At 66.5% G+C, this 17,738-nt stretch carries 22 protein-coding genes; 6 read left to right on the top strand and 16 right to left on the bottom strand.

Going from position 1 to position 17,738, the window contains the following annotated elements:
• The 6 genes from HNO81_RS03580 to fabF all read left to right on the top strand — a co-directional run.
• A partial coding sequence (locus tag HNO81_RS03580; RefSeq protein WP_175316735.1) for a hypothetical protein occupies positions 1-182 on the top strand: 182 nt, incomplete at its 5' end.
• 185 nt (positions 183-367) lie between these two features.
• Positions 368-1,612 carry a CdaR family transcriptional regulator gene (locus tag HNO81_RS03575; RefSeq protein WP_175316734.1) on the top strand — a complete coding sequence of 415 codons (1,245 nt, stop codon included), beginning with the start codon at positions 368-370 and terminating at the stop codon, positions 1,610-1,612.
• A gap of 88 nt (positions 1,613-1,700) precedes the next feature.
• Positions 1,701-2,630, top strand: a complete 930-nt coding sequence (locus HNO81_RS03570; RefSeq protein WP_175316733.1) for an ACP S-malonyltransferase — start codon at positions 1,701-1,703, stop codon at positions 2,628-2,630.
• Positions 2,627-3,688: a beta-ketoacyl-ACP synthase III gene (locus HNO81_RS03565; RefSeq protein WP_175316732.1), complete on the top strand. Its 1,062-nt coding sequence runs from the start codon at positions 2,627-2,629 to the stop codon at positions 3,686-3,688. The genes HNO81_RS03570 and HNO81_RS03565 overlap by 4 nt, the downstream gene beginning before the upstream one ends.
• 77 nt (positions 3,689-3,765) lie before the next feature.
• The gene (locus tag HNO81_RS03560; protein WP_009359314.1) at positions 3,766-4,011 is read left to right on the top strand and encodes an acyl carrier protein; all 246 of its coding nucleotides are present in this window, start codon (positions 3,766-3,768) and stop codon (positions 4,009-4,011) included.
• A gap of 177 nt (positions 4,012-4,188) precedes the next feature.
• Entirely contained in the window at positions 4,189-5,424 is a 1,236-nt protein-coding gene (gene fabF / locus HNO81_RS03555) for a beta-ketoacyl-ACP synthase II (protein WP_175316731.1), read from the top strand.
• Between the two features lie 121 nt (positions 5,425-5,545).
• Here fabF and HNO81_RS03550 read toward each other — a convergent pair whose 3' ends face one another.
• The 16 genes from HNO81_RS03550 to HNO81_RS03475 all read right to left on the bottom strand — a co-directional run bounded on the left by HNO81_RS03550 (position 5,546) and on the right by HNO81_RS03475 (position 17,715).
• Positions 5,546-6,049 (bottom strand): DUF3145 domain-containing protein, encoded by a 504-nt coding sequence (locus tag HNO81_RS03550; protein ID WP_175316730.1) that lies wholly within the window; start codon positions 6,047-6,049, stop codon positions 5,546-5,548.
• 245 nt (positions 6,050-6,294) lie between these two features.
• The gene (locus HNO81_RS03545) at positions 6,295-7,221 is read right to left on the bottom strand and encodes a tyrosine recombinase XerC (RefSeq protein WP_175316729.1); all 927 of its coding nucleotides are present in this window, start codon (positions 7,219-7,221) and stop codon (positions 6,295-6,297) included.
• 46 nt (positions 7,222-7,267) lie between these two features.
• The gene (gene dprA / locus HNO81_RS03540) at positions 7,268-8,476 is read right to left on the bottom strand and encodes a DNA-processing protein DprA (RefSeq protein ID WP_175316764.1); all 1,209 of its coding nucleotides are present in this window, start codon (positions 8,474-8,476) and stop codon (positions 7,268-7,270) included.
• Between the two features lie 44 nt (positions 8,477-8,520).
• Entirely contained in the window at positions 8,521-10,065 is a 1,545-nt protein-coding gene (locus HNO81_RS03535) for a YifB family Mg chelatase-like AAA ATPase (RefSeq protein WP_175316763.1), read from the bottom strand.
• Entirely contained in the window at positions 10,065-10,421 is a 357-nt protein-coding gene (locus tag HNO81_RS03530) for a YraN family protein (protein ID WP_175316728.1), read from the bottom strand. The genes HNO81_RS03535 and HNO81_RS03530 overlap by 1 nt, the downstream gene beginning before the upstream one ends.
• 107 nt (positions 10,422-10,528) lie before the next feature.
• Entirely contained in the window at positions 10,529-10,855 is a 327-nt protein-coding gene (locus tag HNO81_RS03525; protein ID WP_056335405.1) for a DUF2469 domain-containing protein, read from the bottom strand.
• 49 nt (positions 10,856-10,904) lie between these two features.
• The gene (locus HNO81_RS03520) at positions 10,905-11,690 is read right to left on the bottom strand and encodes a ribonuclease HII (protein ID WP_175316727.1); all 786 of its coding nucleotides are present in this window, start codon (positions 11,688-11,690) and stop codon (positions 10,905-10,907) included.
• Positions 11,691-11,692: 2 nt separating this feature from the next.
• On the bottom strand, positions 11,693-12,508 hold the full coding sequence (gene lepB, locus HNO81_RS03515) for a signal peptidase I (RefSeq protein WP_175316726.1): 816 nt from the start codon (positions 12,506-12,508) through the stop codon (positions 11,693-11,695).
• The gene (gene lepB / locus HNO81_RS03510; RefSeq protein WP_175316725.1) at positions 12,509-13,186 is read right to left on the bottom strand and encodes a signal peptidase I; all 678 of its coding nucleotides are present in this window, start codon (positions 13,184-13,186) and stop codon (positions 12,509-12,511) included.
• An 84-nt stretch (positions 13,187-13,270) separates the two neighbouring features.
• A complete protein-coding gene (gene rplS, locus HNO81_RS03505; RefSeq protein WP_175316724.1) occupies positions 13,271-13,630 on the bottom strand; it encodes a 50S ribosomal protein L19 in 360 nt (119 codons plus the stop codon).
• Positions 13,631-13,864: 234 nt separating this feature from the next.
• Positions 13,865-14,677: a tRNA (guanosine(37)-N1)-methyltransferase TrmD gene (trmD, locus tag HNO81_RS03500; protein ID WP_175316723.1), complete on the bottom strand. Its 813-nt coding sequence runs from the start codon at positions 14,675-14,677 to the stop codon at positions 13,865-13,867.
• Positions 14,678-15,223: a ribosome maturation factor RimM gene (rimM, locus tag HNO81_RS03495; RefSeq protein WP_175316722.1), complete on the bottom strand. Its 546-nt coding sequence runs from the start codon at positions 15,221-15,223 to the stop codon at positions 14,678-14,680.
• Positions 15,224-15,339: 116 nt separating this feature from the next.
• Positions 15,340-15,582: an RNA-binding protein gene (locus tag HNO81_RS03490; protein ID WP_013601399.1), complete on the bottom strand. Its 243-nt coding sequence runs from the start codon at positions 15,580-15,582 to the stop codon at positions 15,340-15,342.
• 1 nt (position 15,583) lies between these two features.
• The gene (rpsP, locus tag HNO81_RS03485) at positions 15,584-16,006 is read right to left on the bottom strand and encodes a 30S ribosomal protein S16 (RefSeq protein ID WP_018768286.1); all 423 of its coding nucleotides are present in this window, start codon (positions 16,004-16,006) and stop codon (positions 15,584-15,586) included.
• Between the two features lie 243 nt (positions 16,007-16,249).
• The gene (locus HNO81_RS03480) at positions 16,250-16,702 is read right to left on the bottom strand and encodes a hypothetical protein (protein ID WP_175316721.1); all 453 of its coding nucleotides are present in this window, start codon (positions 16,700-16,702) and stop codon (positions 16,250-16,252) included.
• 137 nt (positions 16,703-16,839) lie between these two features.
• Positions 16,840-17,715 (bottom strand): VOC family protein, encoded by an 876-nt coding sequence (locus tag HNO81_RS03475; RefSeq protein WP_175316720.1) that lies wholly within the window; start codon positions 17,713-17,715, stop codon positions 16,840-16,842.
• Positions 17,716-17,738: the final 23 nt, after the last annotated feature.

The following is a 17,738-nucleotide window of genomic DNA, read 5'->3' as shown; positions in this document are numbered from 1 at the left end:
ACACCCGCGCAGCAGCACGCCGCTACTTCAAGAACGACACCCACTCCATCGTGGTCCGTGCCCTTGAGATGCTGGCGCGCCGCGGCGAGGTGGATGTTGACGCCCCGGTCAAGGCAATCGAGAAGTACAAGCTGCTCAACGTCAACGCCGGCACCACCGGCAATGCCGGAGGCGAAGCCTAGCCTTCCGGCTGGACAGCAACCAGCAGCGCTATACGACGGCGGCCCTCACCCCACAAGGTGAGGGCCGCCGTCGTTCTGTCCGGGATGATCCCGCCGGCGGAGGGCCAACGCTGTGACGCAGCGCAAGGCGGGTTGTAGCCTTCGCACAAATGGAGCTTGCCCGGCGGTGGCCGTATGCTCAAAGAATGCCAGCATCAGCCAGCCGGTCCCCCAAGCGGAAACCGTCCCCGCCGAAGGTGACGCCGGAGAAGTCCGAAACCCTCAAGCAACTCCGCGCCAGCGTCGGCCAGCTCTCAACGACCACCATGCGCAAGCTTGAGCAGTCACTGCCGTGGTACAGCCGGCTCAGCGCTGATGAGCGTTCCGCCCTTGGCATGGTGGCGCAAAACGGTATTGCGGCATTTGTCAACTGGTACGAGCGGCCAAGCTCTCCCTCCTGGATCCTCACCGACGTGTTTGGGACTGCCCCCACGGAGCTCACCCGTTCCATCAGCCTGCAGAAGGCGTTGCAGCTGATCAGGATCGTGGTGGAAGTGGTGGAGGACCAGGTTCCTGTCATCGCCCCCGAGGCCGACCAGCCATCCCTGCGGGAGGCTGTGTTGCGGTATTCCCGGGAAGTGGCGTTCGCCGCTGCTGATGTCTATGCCCGCGCCGCAGAGTCCCGCGGTTCGTGGGACACGCGGCTGGAAGCACTGATTGTGGATGCCATCCTGCGCGGCGAAAACACCGATGCCCTGCGTTCCCGCATTGCGGCGTTGGGCTGGAAGGCCCAGGAGCGCTTCACGGTCATGGTGGGCAACTCCCCGTCTGAGCCCAGCGCCAGCTACGTCAGTGAACTGCGGCGGATGGCCGGCCGTTACGCCGAAGATGCGCTGGTGGGCATCCAGGGTGACCGGCTGATCCTGATCCTTGGCGGGGTTCAGGACCGCGAAACGGCCTACGTGAAGCTGAGCGACATGTTCGCTCCCGGGCCTGTTGTCTACGGGCCCGAGGCCAGTTCGCTGCTGGAGGCAAGCAGCTCCGCCCAATCCGCGTTCGCCGGATTGACGGCTGCCCGTGCCTGGCCGTCCGCCCCGCGTCCCGTGGCCGCGGACGACCTTCTGCCGGAGCGGGTGATTTCCGGCGATGACGCGGCCCGGCGGTCGCTGGTGAAGAACATCTACCGGCCGCTCCTGGCTGCCTCCAATGGCCTGGTGGAAACCCTGGGAACCTACCTCGAACTGGGCCACTCCCTGGAAGCCACGGCCCGGGAACTCTTCGTCCATGCCAACACGGTGCGGTACCGGCTCAAGCGCGTCTGCGACGTCACGGGCTGGGATCCACTCCTGCCGCGGGAGGCATTCGTGCTGCAGGCCGCCTTGGTGGTAGGCCGGCTTTCGGCCCCGCCGAAGGCCGCCACGGAGCGCCTGGCATCCCGGAACCAGGCGTGAGGCATTGTAGACTTCCTACAACCTGACCCCGTGAGCTTGGTGCGGAGAAACACCGCTGGATCACACAGTAATTTGGAAAGCTGGTTACGTGCTTGCAATAGTCTGCCCTGGACAGGGCTCACAGACCCCGGGTTTTCTCGCCCCCTGGCTGGAACTTCCTTCGGTGGCAGGCCAGCTGGCCTCCCTAAGTGATATCGCAGGCATCGACCTGATAGCCCACGGAACCACCTCCGATGAGGAAACCATCAAGGACACTGCCGTGGCGCAGCCCCTGATTGTTGCCGCCGGGCTTGTCACCGCGGCGTCCCTCTTCGACGTGGAACTCAACTCCCTTCCAGTGATCCTTGCCGGGCATTCGGTAGGCGAGATCACTGCAGCCGCCCTCGCCGGGGTGCTGACCGAGCAGGAAGCCATGACGTTCGTCCGTGAACGGGCCAACAGCATGGCGGCCGCGGCAGCCGTGACCCCCACCGGCATGAGCGCCGTCGTCGGCGGTGATCCGGCCGAGGTGCTGGCCGCAATTGAGGCGTCCGGTGCTTCGCCGGCCAACGTCAACGGTGCCGGCCAGACGGTGGCAGCAGGAACCTTCGAGCAGTTGAAGGCTCTTGCCGACAACCCGCCGGCCAAGGCCCGCGTCATTCCGCTCAAGGTGGCCGGCGCCTTCCACACCAGCCACATGTCGCCCGCCGTCGATGCGCTTAAGGCGCTGGAACCCACCCTGAACCCGGTTGCCCCCAAGGTGCCCCTCCTGTCGAATTACGACGGCGGCGAGGTCACCGACGGTGGGGCCGCCGTTGCAAGCCTGATTGCCCAGGTGTCGCGCCCGGTCCGCTGGGACCTGTGCATGGAAACCATGGTGAAGCGGGGTGTTACCGGCGTCATCGAACTGGCCCCGGCCGGCACCCTGGCCGGCTTAGCCAAGCGCGGCATGCCCGGCGTCAAGACTGTCGCTGTCAAAACTCCCGATGACCTGTCCGCCGCCTTGGCGCTCTTCGCAGAACTGGAGGGCAACGCATGAGCGTTCCCACGCTGAAACAGGCTCCCATCCAGGAGCACACCCGCATTCTCGGCCTCGGCTCCTACCGGCCGGACGTCATCGTCACCAACGAAGACGTCTGCCAGTGGATCGACTCCTCCGACGAGTGGATCCGCCAGCGCACCGGCATTGTGACCCGCCACCGCGCGTCCGCCGACGTCAGCGTGATCGACATGGCAGAGGGCGCTGCCCGGGAAGCCATGGCGAAGGCCGGCATTGAGGCCTCGGAACTCGGCGCGGTCATTGTCTCCACGGTGACCCACCCCTACGCCACGCCGTCCGCCGCGGCCAGCCTGGCAGACCGCATTGGCGCAACTCCGGCGCCCGCCTTCGACATTTCGGCTGCCTGCGCCGGGTACTGCTACGGCATTGCCCAGGGCGACGCGCTGGTCCGTTCCGGCGCCGCCAAGTACGTCCTCGTGGTCGGTGCGGAGAAACTCTCCGACGTCATCGACAACCGGGAACGCACCATCTCCTTCCTCCTCGGGGACGGCGCGGGCGCCGTCGTCATCGGGCCCTCCGACACGCCGGGCATCGCCCCGTCCGTATGGGGCTCGGACGGCAGCAGGTGGGACGCCATCGGCATGACACGCTCCCTGCTTGACGTCCGCGACCTCGGCCTGGCTGCCCGCCAGTCGGATTCCACGGGCGACCTCGCCCTGCTGGAAGAGGCCCAGGAGCTGTATCCAACCCTCCGCCAGGACGGCCAGACCGTGTTCCGCTGGGCCGTGTGGGAGATGGCCAAGGTTGCCCAGCAGGCACTCGACACCGCCGGCATCCAGGCCGAGGACCTGGTGGCCTTCATCCCCCACCAGGCCAACATGCGCATCATCGACGAGATGGTGAAGAAGCTGAAGCTGCCCGAGACGGTTACAGTGGCACGGGACATTGCCGATGCCGGCAACACGTCCGCTGCCTCCATCCCGCTGGCAACCCACCGGCTCCTGCAGGAGAATCCCGGACTGAGCGGCGGGCTTGCCCTGCAGATCGGTTTCGGTGCCGGACTGGTCTTCGGCGCACAGGTAGTTGTCCTTCCCTAGATACGCCCAAGGGTCGCAACCGCGGCCCGGACCGTTTCCGGCAGCCCCTGCCGGCAATACAAGAAAAGGAGCCATCAATGGCTAGCAACGAAGAGATCCTGGCCGGCTTGGCTGAAATCGTCAACGAAGAAACCGGCCTGGCGCCGGAGGCAGTTGAGCTGGACAAGTCCTTCACCGAGGACCTGGACATCGACTCCATCTCCATGATGACCATCGTGGTCAACGCTGAAGAGAAGTTCGGCGTGCGCATCCCCGACGAAGAGGTCAAGAACCTCAAGACCGTTGGCGACGCTGTCAGCTTCATCGCCGGAGCACAGGCCTAACACCAGGCTTTTCGCCGTCTCACGGCTTGGCAGGGCTGCCGGTCCGGGTTGACCGGACCGGCAGCCCGCCGCATTTATCCGGCGCAGGACCCCCGACCGGGACTTGGCCGATCATCAACTTGTGCGGGACCCTGCGACAGGCGCAGACGGACTCCCCACCGACGAAAGAGTGATCCCATGACACGCAAAGTAGTCATTACCGGTCTGGGTGCCACCACGCCCATCGGCGGCGATGTACCCACGATGTGGAACAACGCCCTCAAAGGGGTCTCCGGTGCCCGCACCCTGGAAGACGACTGGGTAGCCAAGTACGAGCTCCCCGTCCACTTCGCTGCCCGGTGCAGCACCCCGGCCCTTGATGTGCTCAGCCGTGTTGAAGCAAAGCGCATGGACCCCTCCACCCAGTTCGGCGTGATCGCCGCCCGGGAGGCCTGGGCTGACTCCGGCATCACGGAGATCGACCAGGACCGTCTCGCAGTCGCTTTCGCCACCGGCATTGGTGGTGTCTGGACTCTCCTGGACGCCTGGGACACCCTGAAGGAAAAGGGCCCCCGCCGCGTCCTGCCCATGACTGTCCCCATGCTGATGCCCAACGGTGTTGCCGCAGCCGTCAGCCTGGACCTCGGCGCCCGCGCCGGCGCCCACACCCCCGTCTCCGCCTGCGCCTCCGGCACGGAAGCAATGCACCTGGGCCTGGAACTCATCCGCTCGGGCAAGGCAGACGTGGTGATGTGCGGCGGAGCTGAAGCCGCCATCCACCCCATGCCGCTGGCAGCCTTCGCCTCCATGCAGGCATTGTCCCGCCGGAATGATGATCCGCAGCGCGCCTCCCGCCCCTACGACACCGCACGTGATGGCTTCGTCATGGGCGAAGGCGCCGGCGCCCTGGTCCTCGAGGCCGAAGAGCATGCACTGGCCCGTGGCGCCCGCATCTACGCCGAGCTGGCAGGCACGTCCGTCACAGCTGACGCTTACCACATCACTGCGCCGGACCCCGAGGGCCTGGGCGCCACCCGTGCACTCAAGGCTGCCATGTTCGACGGCCGTATCCAGGCCGAAGACGTGGTGCACGTCAATGCGCACGCGACGTCCACGCCGGTTGGCGACAAGCCGGAGTACACGGCCCTGCGCGCGGCTCTGGGCACCCACGTGGACAACGTGGCTGTCTCGGCCACCAAGTCGCAGATGGGCCACCTCCTGGGCGCGTCCGGCGCGGTGGAGGCTGTCCTCACCGTCCTGGCCGTCCATGAGCGGAAGGCGCCGGTCACCATCAACCTGGAGAACCAGGACCCGGAGATCCCTCTGGACGTGGTCACCTCCGCCCGCGACCTGCCCGCCGGCAGCATCGTGGCGCTGAGCAACTCGTTTGGCTTCGGCGGCCACAACGCCGTGGTGGCTATCCGCAGCGTCTAGCCGTTGCTGGGCACTCGCCCCGGAAACAAAAAGGGAGGCCCCGCCATCAGGCGGGGCCTCCCTTTTGTTGCTATGGAAGTGTTGCGGCGGCCAGGACCACCGGAGTGAAGAACGACGGCGGTCAGCCCACCTGGTGCAGCCAGCGCACCGGTGCGCCTTCGGCAGCGTGGCGGAACGGTTCAAGTTCCTCGTCCCAGGCTTCGCCCAGGGCAAGGGAAAGTTCGTGGTAGACAGCGGCGGGGTCGCCGGCGCCGGACTCGTAGGCGTACCGGATCCGGTCTTCGGAGACCATGATGTTGCCGTGGACGTCCGTCACGGCGTGGAAAATTCCCAGCTCGGGGGTGTGCGACCAGCGTCCGCCGTCCACACCGTGGCTGGGTTCCTCCGTCACCTCATAGCGAAGGTGCGCCCAGCCACGTAGGCAGGACGCCAGCTTTGCGCCCGTGCCGGGGCTACCGGTCCAGGACAACTCGGCCCGGAACATCCCGGGCGCGGCAGGCTGCGGGGTCCACTCAAGATCCGTCCGCTTGTCCACCACGGCGCCTACCGCCCACTCAACGTGAGGGCACAGCGCCGTAGGGGCCGAGTGAACGAACAGCACACCGCGGGTCATTGCATCAGACATTCCATCCTCCATAGCTCTAGGTACGTCTTCCCCAACGACCTCTGCCTGGATGGAACTGCCGAGCCCTGCTCTGCGGCGGTAGTTTCCCTGCGTGTGTATTCAGATTTGTATCACATAAAGCTGTGTCCGGACTCGCCGCGCCGCACAAAGCTCCTAGAGCTTAAAGCGACACTTGAAAGTTGCCGGACGTGACTCTTATTGTGCCGCACCCCGCAGGATTACGCCAGTGCGATAGACCACACCGGTCAGGCCCTGGGATGCGCCTGTTGATAGCTCTTCCGAAGCCGGTCAACCGAGACGTGCGTGTAGATCTGGGTGGTGGCCAGGCTGCTGTGGCCCAGCAGTTCCTGGACTGCGCGCAGGTCCGCGCCTCCGTCCAGCAAATGCGTAGCGGCCGAGTGCCGCAGCGCGTGCGGCCCGGACGCGGAGGTGTCGCCCAGCGCTTCGAACAGCGTGTTGACCAAAGCCCGTACCTGGCGCTGGTCGACGCGCTTACCGCGGGCCCCCAGGAAAAGGGCAGGCCCGCTGCCGTCCTTCACCAGTGCGGGGCGACCCCGCCGGAGCCAGTCGTCGAGGGCCATGGCGGCGGGGACCCCGAAGGGGACCGTGCGTTCCTTGTTGCCCTTGCCGATCACCCGCAGCGTTCGGCGGTCCGGGTCAAGGTCGTCAACATCGAGTCCGGCGAGTTCACCCACCCGGATACCGGTGGCGTAGAGGAGTTCCACGATGGCGCGGTTCCGGACGGCAAGGGGCTCGCCATCCGTTGCAGAGGCCTCAAGTCCCTCCAGGATGCGGGTGAGCTGGGAGGCCTGGAGCACGCCTGGCAGAGACCCCTCACGTTTGGGTGCTTTCAGGCGAAGGGCTGGATCGACGTCGATGATTTCTTCCCGCAGTGCCCAGGCCGTGAAGACCCGCGCCGTAGCTGACCGCCGCGCCAGGGTTGCCCTGGACGCGCCAGCTGAGCTTTGGCCTCCGAGCCACCGGCGGAAGGTGCCCAGTTCAAGGTCCTTCAGTCCTGTCACGCCTTCGGATGCCGCATGGGCCAGGAGGCTGTGCACGTCCCCCAGGTACGCACGCCTGGTGTGCTCCGACGCTGCACGCTCCCCCAACAGATAGCCGGCGAATGCGTCCAGTGCCTTACCAAGCGATGCGGGCAGTTCGTCATGTTCCACTCCTCTACTGTCCCAGTTGCGCGGCGCCTACGGTGCGCTGACACGGTTACGCTTTGCCACGTTTCCAGCCTCCGCGCTCCGACATGGCCAGCCCCAGCAGCCCCAGCCGGCCAAGCCCTGCCCGGACCGACTCCTGGCCCAGCCCGGCCACGGCGGAGAGCTTTTCCACGGAGGTGGTGGAGCGCAGCGGCAGGGCATCGAGGAGGATGAGGTCCTCCAGGGTCAGCCCGTCCTGGACGGCTGCTTCCACAGTGCGTTGCGCGGGAAGCGCCGTTCCGCTGGGCGAGGCAAGTTCGGCCACTTCCGCCGCATCGGTAACGCAGACCGCTCCTCCGTCCCGCAGCAGGCGGTGGCACCCGGCGGAGTTGGCGCTGTGCACAGATCCGGGAACTGCGCCGACGCCCCGACCCAAAGTTTCAGCGTGGTGGGCCGTATTGAGTGCTCCTGAACGCCAGCGGGCCTCCACCACCACGGTTACCGAGGAGAGGGCGGCAATGAGCCGGTTCCGCTGCAGGAAGCGGTAGCGGGTGGGGGCCGAACCCGGCGGCACCTCAGCGAGGACAGCGCCCTGGTTGGCGACGGCCCGCAGCAGGTCTTCGTTTCCTGACGGATAGAACCTGTCCACTCCCCCGGCCATGACGGCGATGGTGGGAACAGCCGAGGACCCGCCGGCAAGGGCAGCCCGGTGCGCATGGGCGTCAATCCCGTACGCTCCGCCCGAAACCACGGTGAATCCACGTTGGGCCAACGAGTAGGCGAGGTCTCCCGTGACTGCGGCGCCGTAGCCGGTGCTGTCGCGGGACCCCACCAGGGCGATGGCTTTTTCCGCCCCGGGCAGTGGCTGTTGCTGCCCCCGCCACCAAAGGCAAAGAGGTTCCTGGATTCCCAGGTCCGCAAGCTGGACCGGCCAGAAGTCATCGCCGGGGATGATGAGGCGGCCTCCCAGCCTGGCCATGGTGGCCAGGTCGCGTTCGGGGGCAAGGTCAGGAAGCCGGGGCTGCCAGCGCTTCAAGGCGGCAGCCAGTCCGGCCCAGCTGCCACCAGACCCGCTGTCCGCCAGCAATGCGGTGATCTCCCGTTCCAGGTCCGGTCCGGCCGCCACCTGGGCGGTAGCGATGCGGAGGGCATCCGTCGCCCCCGCAATGCGGACCAAGGCCAGGCCTGCCGCGTCCTGTGGTTCCATCAGCCGTGAAAGGGCAGCCCGGGCCAGCCGTTCCGGGTCAACGCCCGGAGTCTTCTGTACGGCCTGTTGCATGTCCACGCGCTGGTCCTTTGGTTGATTGCGTTGCTGGAGGTTTGTCATGCTGCGGCCGCCGCAGCCTGCCGCAGGCCCAGTGCCTGCCCGATGTCGTTGGTGTCCGGGGTGTCCCGGCGTCCCAGGTCTGCCAGGGTCCAGGCCAGCCGGAGGACGCGGTCGTACCCGCGGGCAGTGAGGACGCCGCGCTCCAGGGATTGGTCCAGGATCCGGGTTGCTGCCGGCGCGAGCCGCAAATCGCCGCGCAGGATGCGCCCCGGCACCTGTGCGTTGGTCTCCAGGCCAAAGCACCGCAGTCGCTCCGCCTGCCGCGCACGGGCGTCACGCACCCGGTGGGCCACGGATGCCGTGTCCTCCTCGTCCCCTGCCTGGCCAAAGTCCGCGAGCGAAACCCGCTCCACCTGCAGCTGGATATCCACCCGGTCCAGCAGGGGCCCTGACATCCGGGCAAGGTATCGGCGGCGCATCACGGGCGTGCAGGTGCAGTCCAGTCCCTTGCCCGAGGCTTTGCCGCAGGGGCAGGGGTTGGCTGCCAACACCAGCTGGAACCGGGCCGGATAGGCTGCAGTCCCGGCAGAGCGGTGGATCACCAGCTCACCGCTTTCCAGCGGCTGCCGCAACGCGTCCAGGACGCGCCGTTCGTATTCGGGCGCCTCATCGAGGAAGAGCACGCCCCGGTGCGCCCGGGATGCCGCGCCCGGCCTGGGCAGGCCCGACCCGCCGCCGATGATGGCGGCAGCGGTGGCGGAGTGGTGCGGGTTCTCGAACGGTGGCCGGCGCAGGAGCTGCACCGTGGAGGACGGGAGCCCGCACAGGGAATGGATGGCGGTGACCTCCATGGACTCATGGTCGCCAAGGTCGGGCAAGAGGCCTGGCAGCCGTTCGGCCAGCATCGTCTTTCCGGCGCCCGGCGGTCCGGTGAGCAACAGGTGGTGCGCACCCGCTGCCGCCACTTCCAGTGCCCGCCGGGCCTCTCCTTGGCCGGAGACATCCGCCATGTCCGGGCACGGTCCGGGAAGGGCTGGTCCGTCACCGGCGTCATCCGCGTCGTCCGGTTCGAAGTCCAGCGCGAGTTCCTGCGGATCGGCCCCGAAGTCGAGGGCGAGTCGGGCAAGCGTGCGGTACCCGTGCACTGTGGCGCCCGGGACAAGGGACGCCTCCGCCAGATTGGCTTGGGCAACCACCACCTCCGGGAAACCGGCCTGTACCGCGGCCATGACCGCAGGGAGGATGCCCCGCACGGGCCGGAGTCGGCCATCAAGCCCCAACTCCGCGATAAAGACCGTGCGCCCGGTGGGTTTAATGTCGTTTGCCGCCCGGAGCACTGCCATGGTGACGGCGAGGTCAAAGCCTGATCCGCGCTTGGGCAGCGAGGCCGGAATGAGGTTGGCAGTGATCTTCCGGCGGCTGAGCGGGATTCCCGAGTTTTTTGCGGCGGAGCGGATCCGCTCCTTGGCCTCGTTCAGGGAGGCATCCGGCAATCCCAGGATGACGAAGGCCGGCAACGTTTGGCCGATGTCCGCCTCGACTTCCACCATGTAACCGTTCAGCCCCACGAGAGCCACTGAATAGGTCCGGCCCAATGCCATCACCCCACCCCCTTGAGGTGCTCCACCACGGGTTCCCCGCCGCCGTCGTCCACGACGGCTACAACGTCCACGCGCCGCAGCGGCATCCGCAGTTCACGGTCGCGGCACCACGCTGCGCCCAGCCGGTGCAGCCGCGCCAGCTTTTCCGGGCCCACCGCCTCGAACGGGTGGCCGTAGTCCAGGGTTCGGCGCGTTTTGACTTCGGCAATGACCAGCGCATCACCGTCCAGGGCAACGATGTCGATCTCGCCCTCGGGGCACCGCCAGTTCCGCTCCACCACCAGCATGCCAAGCGCTTCCAGGTAGCCCACGGCGAGGTCCTCGCCGCGCCGGCCCAACAGGTCTTTGGATTTCATGTCCACCTCCACAACCAGCCTGGCGGCAGCTGCGTGCGGAAAACAGAAAGCCCCTGTCCTATGTGGACAGGGGCCGGTGTGGAGGGAAAGTCGAAAATCCCGGGCGCTTAGTTCCCCAGGTCCACGTCCTTGGGCAACGCCAGCTCCTCATTGCGCGGCAGCTCCTCGACGTTGACGTCCTTGAACGTCAGCACCCGGACGCTCTTCACGAACCGGGCCGAACGGTAGACGTCCCACACCCACGCGTCCTGGAGGGTCAGGTCAAAGTAGACCTCGCCGTCGGCGCTGCGGGCCTGCAGGTCCACATGGTTCGCCAGATAGAAGCGCCGCTCGGTCTCGACAACATAGCTGAACAGGCCGACGACGTCGCGGTACTCACGGTAGAGCTGAAGCTCCATGTCGGTTTCGTAGTTCTCAAGATCCTCAGCACTCATGCTTCCATCTTGCACCATGTCCGGCGCGGCTGGCGCCGTTCGGCAGGCGTCAGTCGTCGCTGGGCCCCTCCAGGCCGGGGACTCCCGCGTCCTGCAGTTCCCCGCCGAGAAGCCGCCAGCTGACCCGGTGGTACGGCGTGGGTCCCGCTGCGCGAAGCACGTTCCGGTGGGCCGCGGTGGCGTACCCCTTGTTGACGTCCCAGCCGTAATCCGGGAATTCGGTATGAAGGTCACGCATCATCCGGTCCCGCTCCACCTTGGCGATGACGCTTGCGGCGGCCACGCTGAGGCACTGCATGTCGGCCTTGACCTTGGTGTGGACCGGGGCTTCGCACACGGTTTCCAGCACGGGCTGGTCAAACAGCGAGAGTTGCTCCGCCGGGGACAGCCAGTTGTGGCTTCCATCCAGCAGGACAGCTTCCGGGACAATCCCCGAGCCCAGGATGCTGCTCCACGCGCGGTTGCCGGCCAGCCGCAGGGCGGCGATGATGCCGAGCGAATCGATCTCGCCGGCGGAGGCGTGCCCCACCGCGGAGGCGACGCTCCAGCGGCGCACCAGCGGATCCAGCCGCTCCCGCTCGGCCGGACTCAAGAGCTTGCTGTCGCGCACACCGGCGAGCGGTTTTTGGCGTTCCAGGTCCACGACGGCGATCCCCACGCTCACCGGTCCGGCAAGGGCGCCGCGGCCGACTTCGTCAACGCCGGCGAGTAACTGGATTCCCTGGGCCTTGAAGGTCCGCTCGTGCCGCAGCGTTGGCGCCTTCGTTCCTCCGGCCGCAGGCTTGCGGGCCGGACGCGCTGAGCTGGCTGGGGAGGCCTGTACTGCGGACGACATGGTCAGCGGGCCGCCGGGACGTTCTTGAAGACGTCCGGGTAGTTGTCGAGGGTCTTGATCCTGTTCAGCGGCCAGGCGATGATGGCGGCTTTTCCTTCGAGGTCCTTGAGGTCGACGAATCCGCCGTCGGTTTCCATGTGCGCGCGGGAGTCCGCCGAGTGGTTCCGGTTATCACCCATCACCCACACCTTGCCCTCCGGTACGGTGACGTCAAAGTTTCGGACCTGCGGGACTTCGGCGGGGTTGATGTAGGCCTCGTCAACGGCGGTTCCGTTGATGGTCAGTTTACCTCCGGCGTCGCAGCAGACCACGTGGTCCCCGGGCAGTCCGATGACGCGTTTGACCAGGTGCTGCTCGGAATTGTCGGGCAGGAGGCCGACGAAGGTGAGGCCGTCCTGGACCCAGGTGAACGGGCCCTGCACCTTGGCCGGGGCCGGTCCCAGCCAGCCCTTGGTGTCGCGGAAGACCACAACGTCTCCCCGGCTGAGGGCGAAGGGTTCCGGGACCAGGAGGTTGACGAAGATCCGGTCATCAACGTCCAGGGTGTTCACCATGGATTCGGACGGAATGAAGAAGGCCCGGAACAGGAACGTCTTGATGAGGAAGGACAGCACCACCGCGATGACCACCACGGTGGCAATTTCCTTCAGCCATCCCAGCAGGGGGTTGCCCGCGGCTTTGGACGCCTGCCGGTTCCGCTTCTGGGCGGGTGCCGGTTGTGCCGCGTCTTCGCCGGGAGCGGCGGAAGCTGGAACGTCCGGTATCTCTGAAGCACCGTCGTGGCGGGGTTCAGGTTTCCGCGCGTGGTTCTCGGGCATTTACCGTCCGTTCTGTGTTGTCGGCCCCGGTACGGGCGGCCGTGCTACTGGGGCAAATCTATCAAGCGGCCAGAGGATCTGGACCGGCCTGCCGATTACCCGGTCCATCGGGACGAGCCCGCCGCCGGGCGCGCCGAGCAGGCTGCGTGAATCGGCGGAAACCGACCTGTGGTCCCCCATCAGCCACAGCCTGCCCTCGGGAACCACGGTGCTGAATTTTTGCGTGCTGGGCGCGTCGCCGGGGAAGATGTACGGCTCCTCCAGCGCTGTGCCGTTGACAGTGACTTTTCCGCCGGCATCGCAGCAGACGACGGTGTCGCCAGGCAGGCCGATTGCCCGTTTGACATAGGTTGTGTCGCTGCCGGCCAGCCCCACCCACTGCATCGCAGAAGCTGCTGCGTCCAGCAGCGGGCCCTTGCCGCTGTTCAGGGGCGCGAAGCTGCCGCGCCCGTCAAAGACCACCACGTCCCCACGCCGGATAGGCTCGGCCTGGAAGTCGGTGCGCGAAACCAGGATCCTGTCCCCGCCTTCCAGGAGCGGCTCCATGGATTCGGAGGGTATGAAGTAGACATCAAGCCACAGGGACCTGACCAGCCCGCTGATGGCAACGGCAAGGAGCAGGGCCAGAAAAACAAAACGCCAGCCCATTTTGCGGGGCTGGCGTTTTGTCTGGTGCATGGTCCGTATCCTGGCGCTGGTGCATTGCTCCGGCGCTTGCCGGCTACGGCCGCGCTCCAGCCTGACGGTAAATCCGGAACGGACTTACTTGGCGGAGCTGAAGTCGCGCTTTTCCTTGATCTTGGCGGCCTTGCCGCGCAGTGCACGCATGTAGTACAGCTTGGCACGGCGGACGTCACCCTTGGTGACAACCTCGATCTTTTCGATGATCGGGGAGTGCACCGGGAAGGTGCGCTCCACGCCAACACCGAAGGAAACCTTGCGGACGGTGAAGGTTTCGCGCACGCCATCGCCCTGGCGGCCCAGGACGAAGCCCTGGAAGACCTGGACACGGGTGTTCTTGCCTTCGATGATGTTCACGTGCACCTTGAGGGTGTCACCCGCGCGGAAGGCGGGAACATCGTTGCGCAGCGAGGCTGCATCGACGGAGTCGAGAATATGCATGATTGCACTCCTGGTGAACGCCACAGGTCATTCACTTTGGGTCACGGCAGGCAAGTCCGGCTGCTGGAGTGCAGGCCGGGGTCTCACCGCCGAAGTAAAGTCTCCGGCCGCTTCAAGGATTGATGGGGCCGGTTGCCCAGCTGTTGGCCGCGCTACCCCCTGTGGCAGGTGCGGACCCAGCAGACACAAGGGTTAATTTTGCCACAGCGGCTGTGTTACGCCAATTCGCCGGCGCTAATCCTGTTGTTCGCCTGCCGTGCCGGGGCGGCGGGCAAGCGTGCCGTTCACGACGTCGTAGCCCAGGTTGTGCAGCTCTGTGCGGTCTGCACGCGGAAGTTTGCCGGCGTCGAACCCTTCCAGGAGGTCCGGACGGCGCTGCGCGGTCCGGCGGTACTGTTCATGGCGGCGCCACTGCGCGATTTTGCCGTGGTTGCCGCTGAGGAGCACCGGGGGCACCTCCCGGTCCCGCCAGACGGAGGGCTTGGTGTAGACCGGATACTCCAGCAGCCCATCGGAATGGGATTCCTCCACCAGTGATTCGGGGTTGCCCACCACGCCGGGCAGCAGGCGGCCGATGGCCTCCACCATGGCCAGGACCGCCACTTCCCCGCCATTGAGGACGTAGTCACCCAGGCTGACGGGCCGGACGGTGAAGTGCTCCTGAGCCCACTCAATGACCCGCTCATCGATGCCCTCGTACCGCCCGCACGCAAATGCGAGGTGCTGTTCCTCGGCCAGTTCGTAGGCAAGGGCCTGGGTGAACCGTTCGCCTGCCGGCGAGGGGACAATCAGTACGGGCCTGCGGTCCGGGTCCGGGCGGCCGTCGGCCACCGCCGAAAGGGCCTGCGCCCAGGGCTCGGGTTTCATGACCATGCCGGCGCCACCGCCGTAAGGGGTGTCGTCAACGGAACGGTGCTTGTCGGTGGTGAAGCTGCGCAGGTCGTGGACGTGCAGGTCCAGGATGCCGTCCTGGCGGGCCTTGCCGATCAGCGAGAGTTCAAGCGGGGCAAGGTATTCGGGGAAGATGCTGACGACGTCGATCCGCATCTAGTCGCTGCCTTCGGCTTCCGGTGCAGCGGCGTCGTCCGCGTTGACAGCGAAGAGACCGTCCGGCGGGGTGAGGAGAATGAAGCCGTCCTCGATGTTCACCTCGGGAACGATCTGCTCCACGAACGGGATCAGGATCTCGTCGCCGGCCGGGGTGGTGACCACCAGCAGGTCCTGGACGGGCATGGTGTTCAGCGCTGACACCTTGCCCACCACCTGGGACCCGACGCGGGCTTCAAGGCCGACCAACTCGTGTTCATACCAGCCCTCGTCGTCGTCCTCGTCCAGCTCTTCGGTCTCGATGAAGAGCTTGGCTCCGCGGAGGGTCTCGGCCTGGTTCCGGTCCGCTATCTCCTCAAAACCGAGCAGCAGGATGTCCTTGTTCCAGCGGGCACTGCTGACGGTCAGGGGACCTGACGCCGCAGGCTCAACCACGAACTCGGTTCCGGGGACAAACCTGTCCTCCGGGGCGTCGGTCAACACCTGGACGGTGACTTCCCCACGAATGCCGTGCGGCTTGCCAATCCGTGCCACCTGAAGCTGCATCTGTTCCTCTGTTCCGGGTTGGGGTGTTTCAACTGAAAGCACCCTGCTGTGAAAGAACTCCGGCCCCTCCACCTGATGGTGGAGGGGCCGGAGCGAAAACTGGTGTTGCCGAGCGCTCAGCGGCGGCGGTCGGTGTCGACGACGTCGACCCTTACCGGTTCGCCGCCGGCCAGTGCAGCTACCACGGTGCGCAGTGCGCGTGCCGTGCGGCCCTGGCGGCCGATCACCCGTCCGAGGTCGTCCTGGTGAACACGCACCTCGAGGGTGTCCCCGCGGCGGTTGCTCTTCGAACTGACCTTGACGTCGTCCGGGGAATCAACGATTCCGCGGACCAGGTGCTCCAGCGCTTCTGCCAGCAAGTTACTCAGCCTCGGTGGTCTCAGCTTCGGCGTCGGCCGGAGCCTCGGCAGCGTCAGACTTGGAAGCCTTCTTGGTGATGGCTTCCGGGATGATGACCGAGCCCTTCTCCGGGGCAACGAAAGCTTCCTTCGCGACCTTGGTCTTGAGGGTGCCTTCCTGGCCCGGCAGGCCCTTGAACTTCTGCCAGTCACCGGTGATCTTCAGGATGGCGGCAACCTGCTCGGACGGCTGGGCGCCGACGGAGAGCCAGTACTGTGCACGCTCGGAGTTGACCTCGATGAACGAGGGCTCTTCGGTGGGGTGGTACTTGCCGATTTCCTCGATGGCGCGGCCGTCACGCTTGGTGCGTGAGTCCGCGACGACGATGCGGTAGTACGGGGCGCGCATCTTGCCGAAGCGCTTAAGGCGAATCTTTACGGCCACTTTTGTGGTCACTCCTGTTTCAGAAAAGGGGTGAACCCGGCTTTCTGCACCCGTGGGGCGGGCCATACTTGCGGGCTCAAAGGACAGGATCCGGACGCGGAGAGAGGGGCCACGCAGATCGAGTACCTGTTTATTGTGCCAGATGAGCGCACTTATTTCGACTTGGCGGCACCCTGCGTGGCGCCGCGCACGGCCGGAAGGCTGCCGGTTGCCCGCATGGAGGAGCCTTGCGGGCCCGGAGGGTCAAGCGGACCAGACGTACAGCCCCGTCCGCTCCGACTCGTTGAGTCCGGCCGCAAGCTCTGCAAGCTGCTGCACGTAGGTCCGCGCCTGGGCGGCACCAAACGGCATGTCTTCCTGGGCGGCCCATTGTTCGGCTACGTCATCAAGGACGTTGCCGTCACCTTCGGTTTCGTAGGTAAGCAGGTCGGCCAGGGCGCGGACCATGGCCGGCGGCACGGCCAGGAGGGAGTCGCTGGCGACGTCCACCATGGTCAATTCGTAGTCCGCTCCCCCGGCATGGACGGCGATCCCGGCGAGATCGCCGAGCTGCTCCACCTCAAAGTCGCTGATGCCCTGGATCCGCACGGACTGGCCGGCCGCCGCGCCGTCCGCAGAGCCGCGTCCTGCATCAAGGTTGCCGGCGCGCTTCAGCGCGGCCTCATGGGTGGCGACAAAGATTTCGGTGAAGCCCATGGCTGGTGCCCTTCTTCCGTTGGCGGAGCGCGCCGGGCGCTGCCTGCCGCCCGGCCGTACGGAATCAGCCTAGTAGTTGCGGGCCGGCGGGCGCACACCCGCCGGCGTCCCCGCCGTGGCGGACGCTGCGGCATCAATCAGCGGACGGCGACGCGGATCCGGTTGCGCCAGGGATCTTCGAACCGAAGTTCCGCGCCCGTGTGGTGGGCCGGCACCCCGGCAACCTTGAGTCGGTCAGTCAAGGCGCCGACGTCGTCCCCTGACGGAACCTCGATCAGTACCTCACCCAGCCCAAGGGTGTCCTTGCGCGGCCCTGCGCCGCGACTGTTCCAAACATTCATGGCCATGTGGTGGTGGTAGCGGCCTGCGGAGACGAAGAGCGCCTGCCCGTGCCAGCCCGCGGTCTTTTCGAACCCGAGGGTTCCCACGTAGAAGTCGCGGGCGGTCTGCACGTCGCCCACCTGGAGGTGGACGTGGCCCACGCCGGCCGCCGTCTGCCGCTGGCCTTCCAGGGACTCCTCAGTGAGGTACTGCTCAAGGTAGCGCTGCGGCGGCAGGGCCAGGCTGTCCATGACCACATCGCTTCCATTCCAGGACCAGTTGCTGCGCGGGCGGTCCCAGTAAAGTTCGATGCCGTTGCCTTCGGGGTCGGTGAAGTAGAAGGCCTCGCTGACCAGGTGGTCGGCGCTGCCGGTGAAGGCGCGTGGCTCGTACTGGGCGGCGGTGGCGACGGTGGCGGCGAGGGAGGCCTGGTCCTCGAACAGCAGCGCGGTGTGGAACAGCCCCGCCTCTCCCCTGCCGGGAAGGTGCAGTCCGGGAGCCGGCGCGAGATGGACCAACGGCCTGCCCAGCCGGCCGAGGTAGAGCCCGCCGTCCTGCTCAGCCACCACCTCAAGGCCCAGCGCACGCTGGTAGTAGTCAGTCATGACCTTCATGTCGCCCACCTTGAGCATCACGGTGCCCATGGCGAGGTCGGCAGGAAGAAGATCCTGGCTGCTGGCTGATGCGGTCATTGAAGGCTCCTAGCATTGGCGGC

Source organism: Pseudarthrobacter sp. C4D7 (assembly GCF_013359725.1).
Classification (GTDB): domain Bacteria; phylum Actinomycetota; class Actinomycetes; order Actinomycetales; family Micrococcaceae; genus Arthrobacter.
Note: the sequence above shows the minus strand (reverse complement) of the source record. Positions and strands in the feature narration are given on the sequence as shown.

Coding starts and splice junctions, on each gene's coding strand:
- lepB (WP_175316726.1), bottom strand. CDS start 12,508: ATGCCCGAGAACCACGCGCGGAAACCTGAACCCCGCCACGACGGTGCT.
- rplS (WP_175316724.1), bottom strand. CDS start 13,630: ATGCATATTCTCGACTCCGTCGATGCAGCCTCGCTGCGCAACGATGTT.
- trmD (WP_175316723.1), bottom strand. CDS start 14,677: ATGCGGATCGACGTCGTCAGCATCTTCCCCGAATACCTTGCCCCGCTT.
- dprA (WP_175316764.1), bottom strand. CDS start 8,476: ATGCAACAGGCCGTACAGAAGACTCCGGGCGTTGACCCGGAACGGCTG.
- fabF (WP_175316731.1), top strand. CDS start 4,189: ATGACACGCAAAGTAGTCATTACCGGTCTGGGTGCCACCACGCCCATC.
- HNO81_RS03535 (WP_175316763.1), bottom strand. CDS start 10,065: ATGGCATTGGGCCGGACCTATTCAGTGGCTCTCGTGGGGCTGAACGGT.
- HNO81_RS03475 (WP_175316720.1), bottom strand. CDS start 17,715: ATGACCGCATCAGCCAGCAGCCAGGATCTTCTTCCTGCCGACCTCGCC.
- HNO81_RS03550 (WP_175316730.1), bottom strand. CDS start 6,049: ATGTCTGATGCAATGACCCGCGGTGTGCTGTTCGTTCACTCGGCCCCT.
- HNO81_RS03530 (WP_175316728.1), bottom strand. CDS start 10,421: ATGAAATCCAAAGACCTGTTGGGCCGGCGCGGCGAGGACCTCGCCGTG.
- HNO81_RS03565 (WP_175316732.1), top strand. CDS start 2,627: ATGAGCGTTCCCACGCTGAAACAGGCTCCCATCCAGGAGCACACCCGC.
- HNO81_RS03560 (WP_009359314.1), top strand. CDS start 3,766: ATGGCTAGCAACGAAGAGATCCTGGCCGGCTTGGCTGAAATCGTCAAC.
- lepB (WP_175316725.1), bottom strand. CDS start 13,186: ATGCACCAGACAAAACGCCAGCCCCGCAAAATGGGCTGGCGTTTTGTT.
- HNO81_RS03520 (WP_175316727.1), bottom strand. CDS start 11,690: ATGTCGTCCGCAGTACAGGCCTCCCCAGCCAGCTCAGCGCGTCCGGCC.
- HNO81_RS03480 (WP_175316721.1), bottom strand. CDS start 16,702: ATGGGCTTCACCGAAATCTTTGTCGCCACCCATGAGGCCGCGCTGAAG.
- rimM (WP_175316722.1), bottom strand. CDS start 15,223: ATGCAGCTTCAGGTGGCACGGATTGGCAAGCCGCACGGCATTCGTGGG.
- HNO81_RS03525 (WP_056335405.1), bottom strand. CDS start 10,855: ATGAGTGCTGAGGATCTTGAGAACTACGAAACCGACATGGAGCTTCAG.
- HNO81_RS03575 (WP_175316734.1), top strand. CDS start 368: ATGCCAGCATCAGCCAGCCGGTCCCCCAAGCGGAAACCGTCCCCGCCG.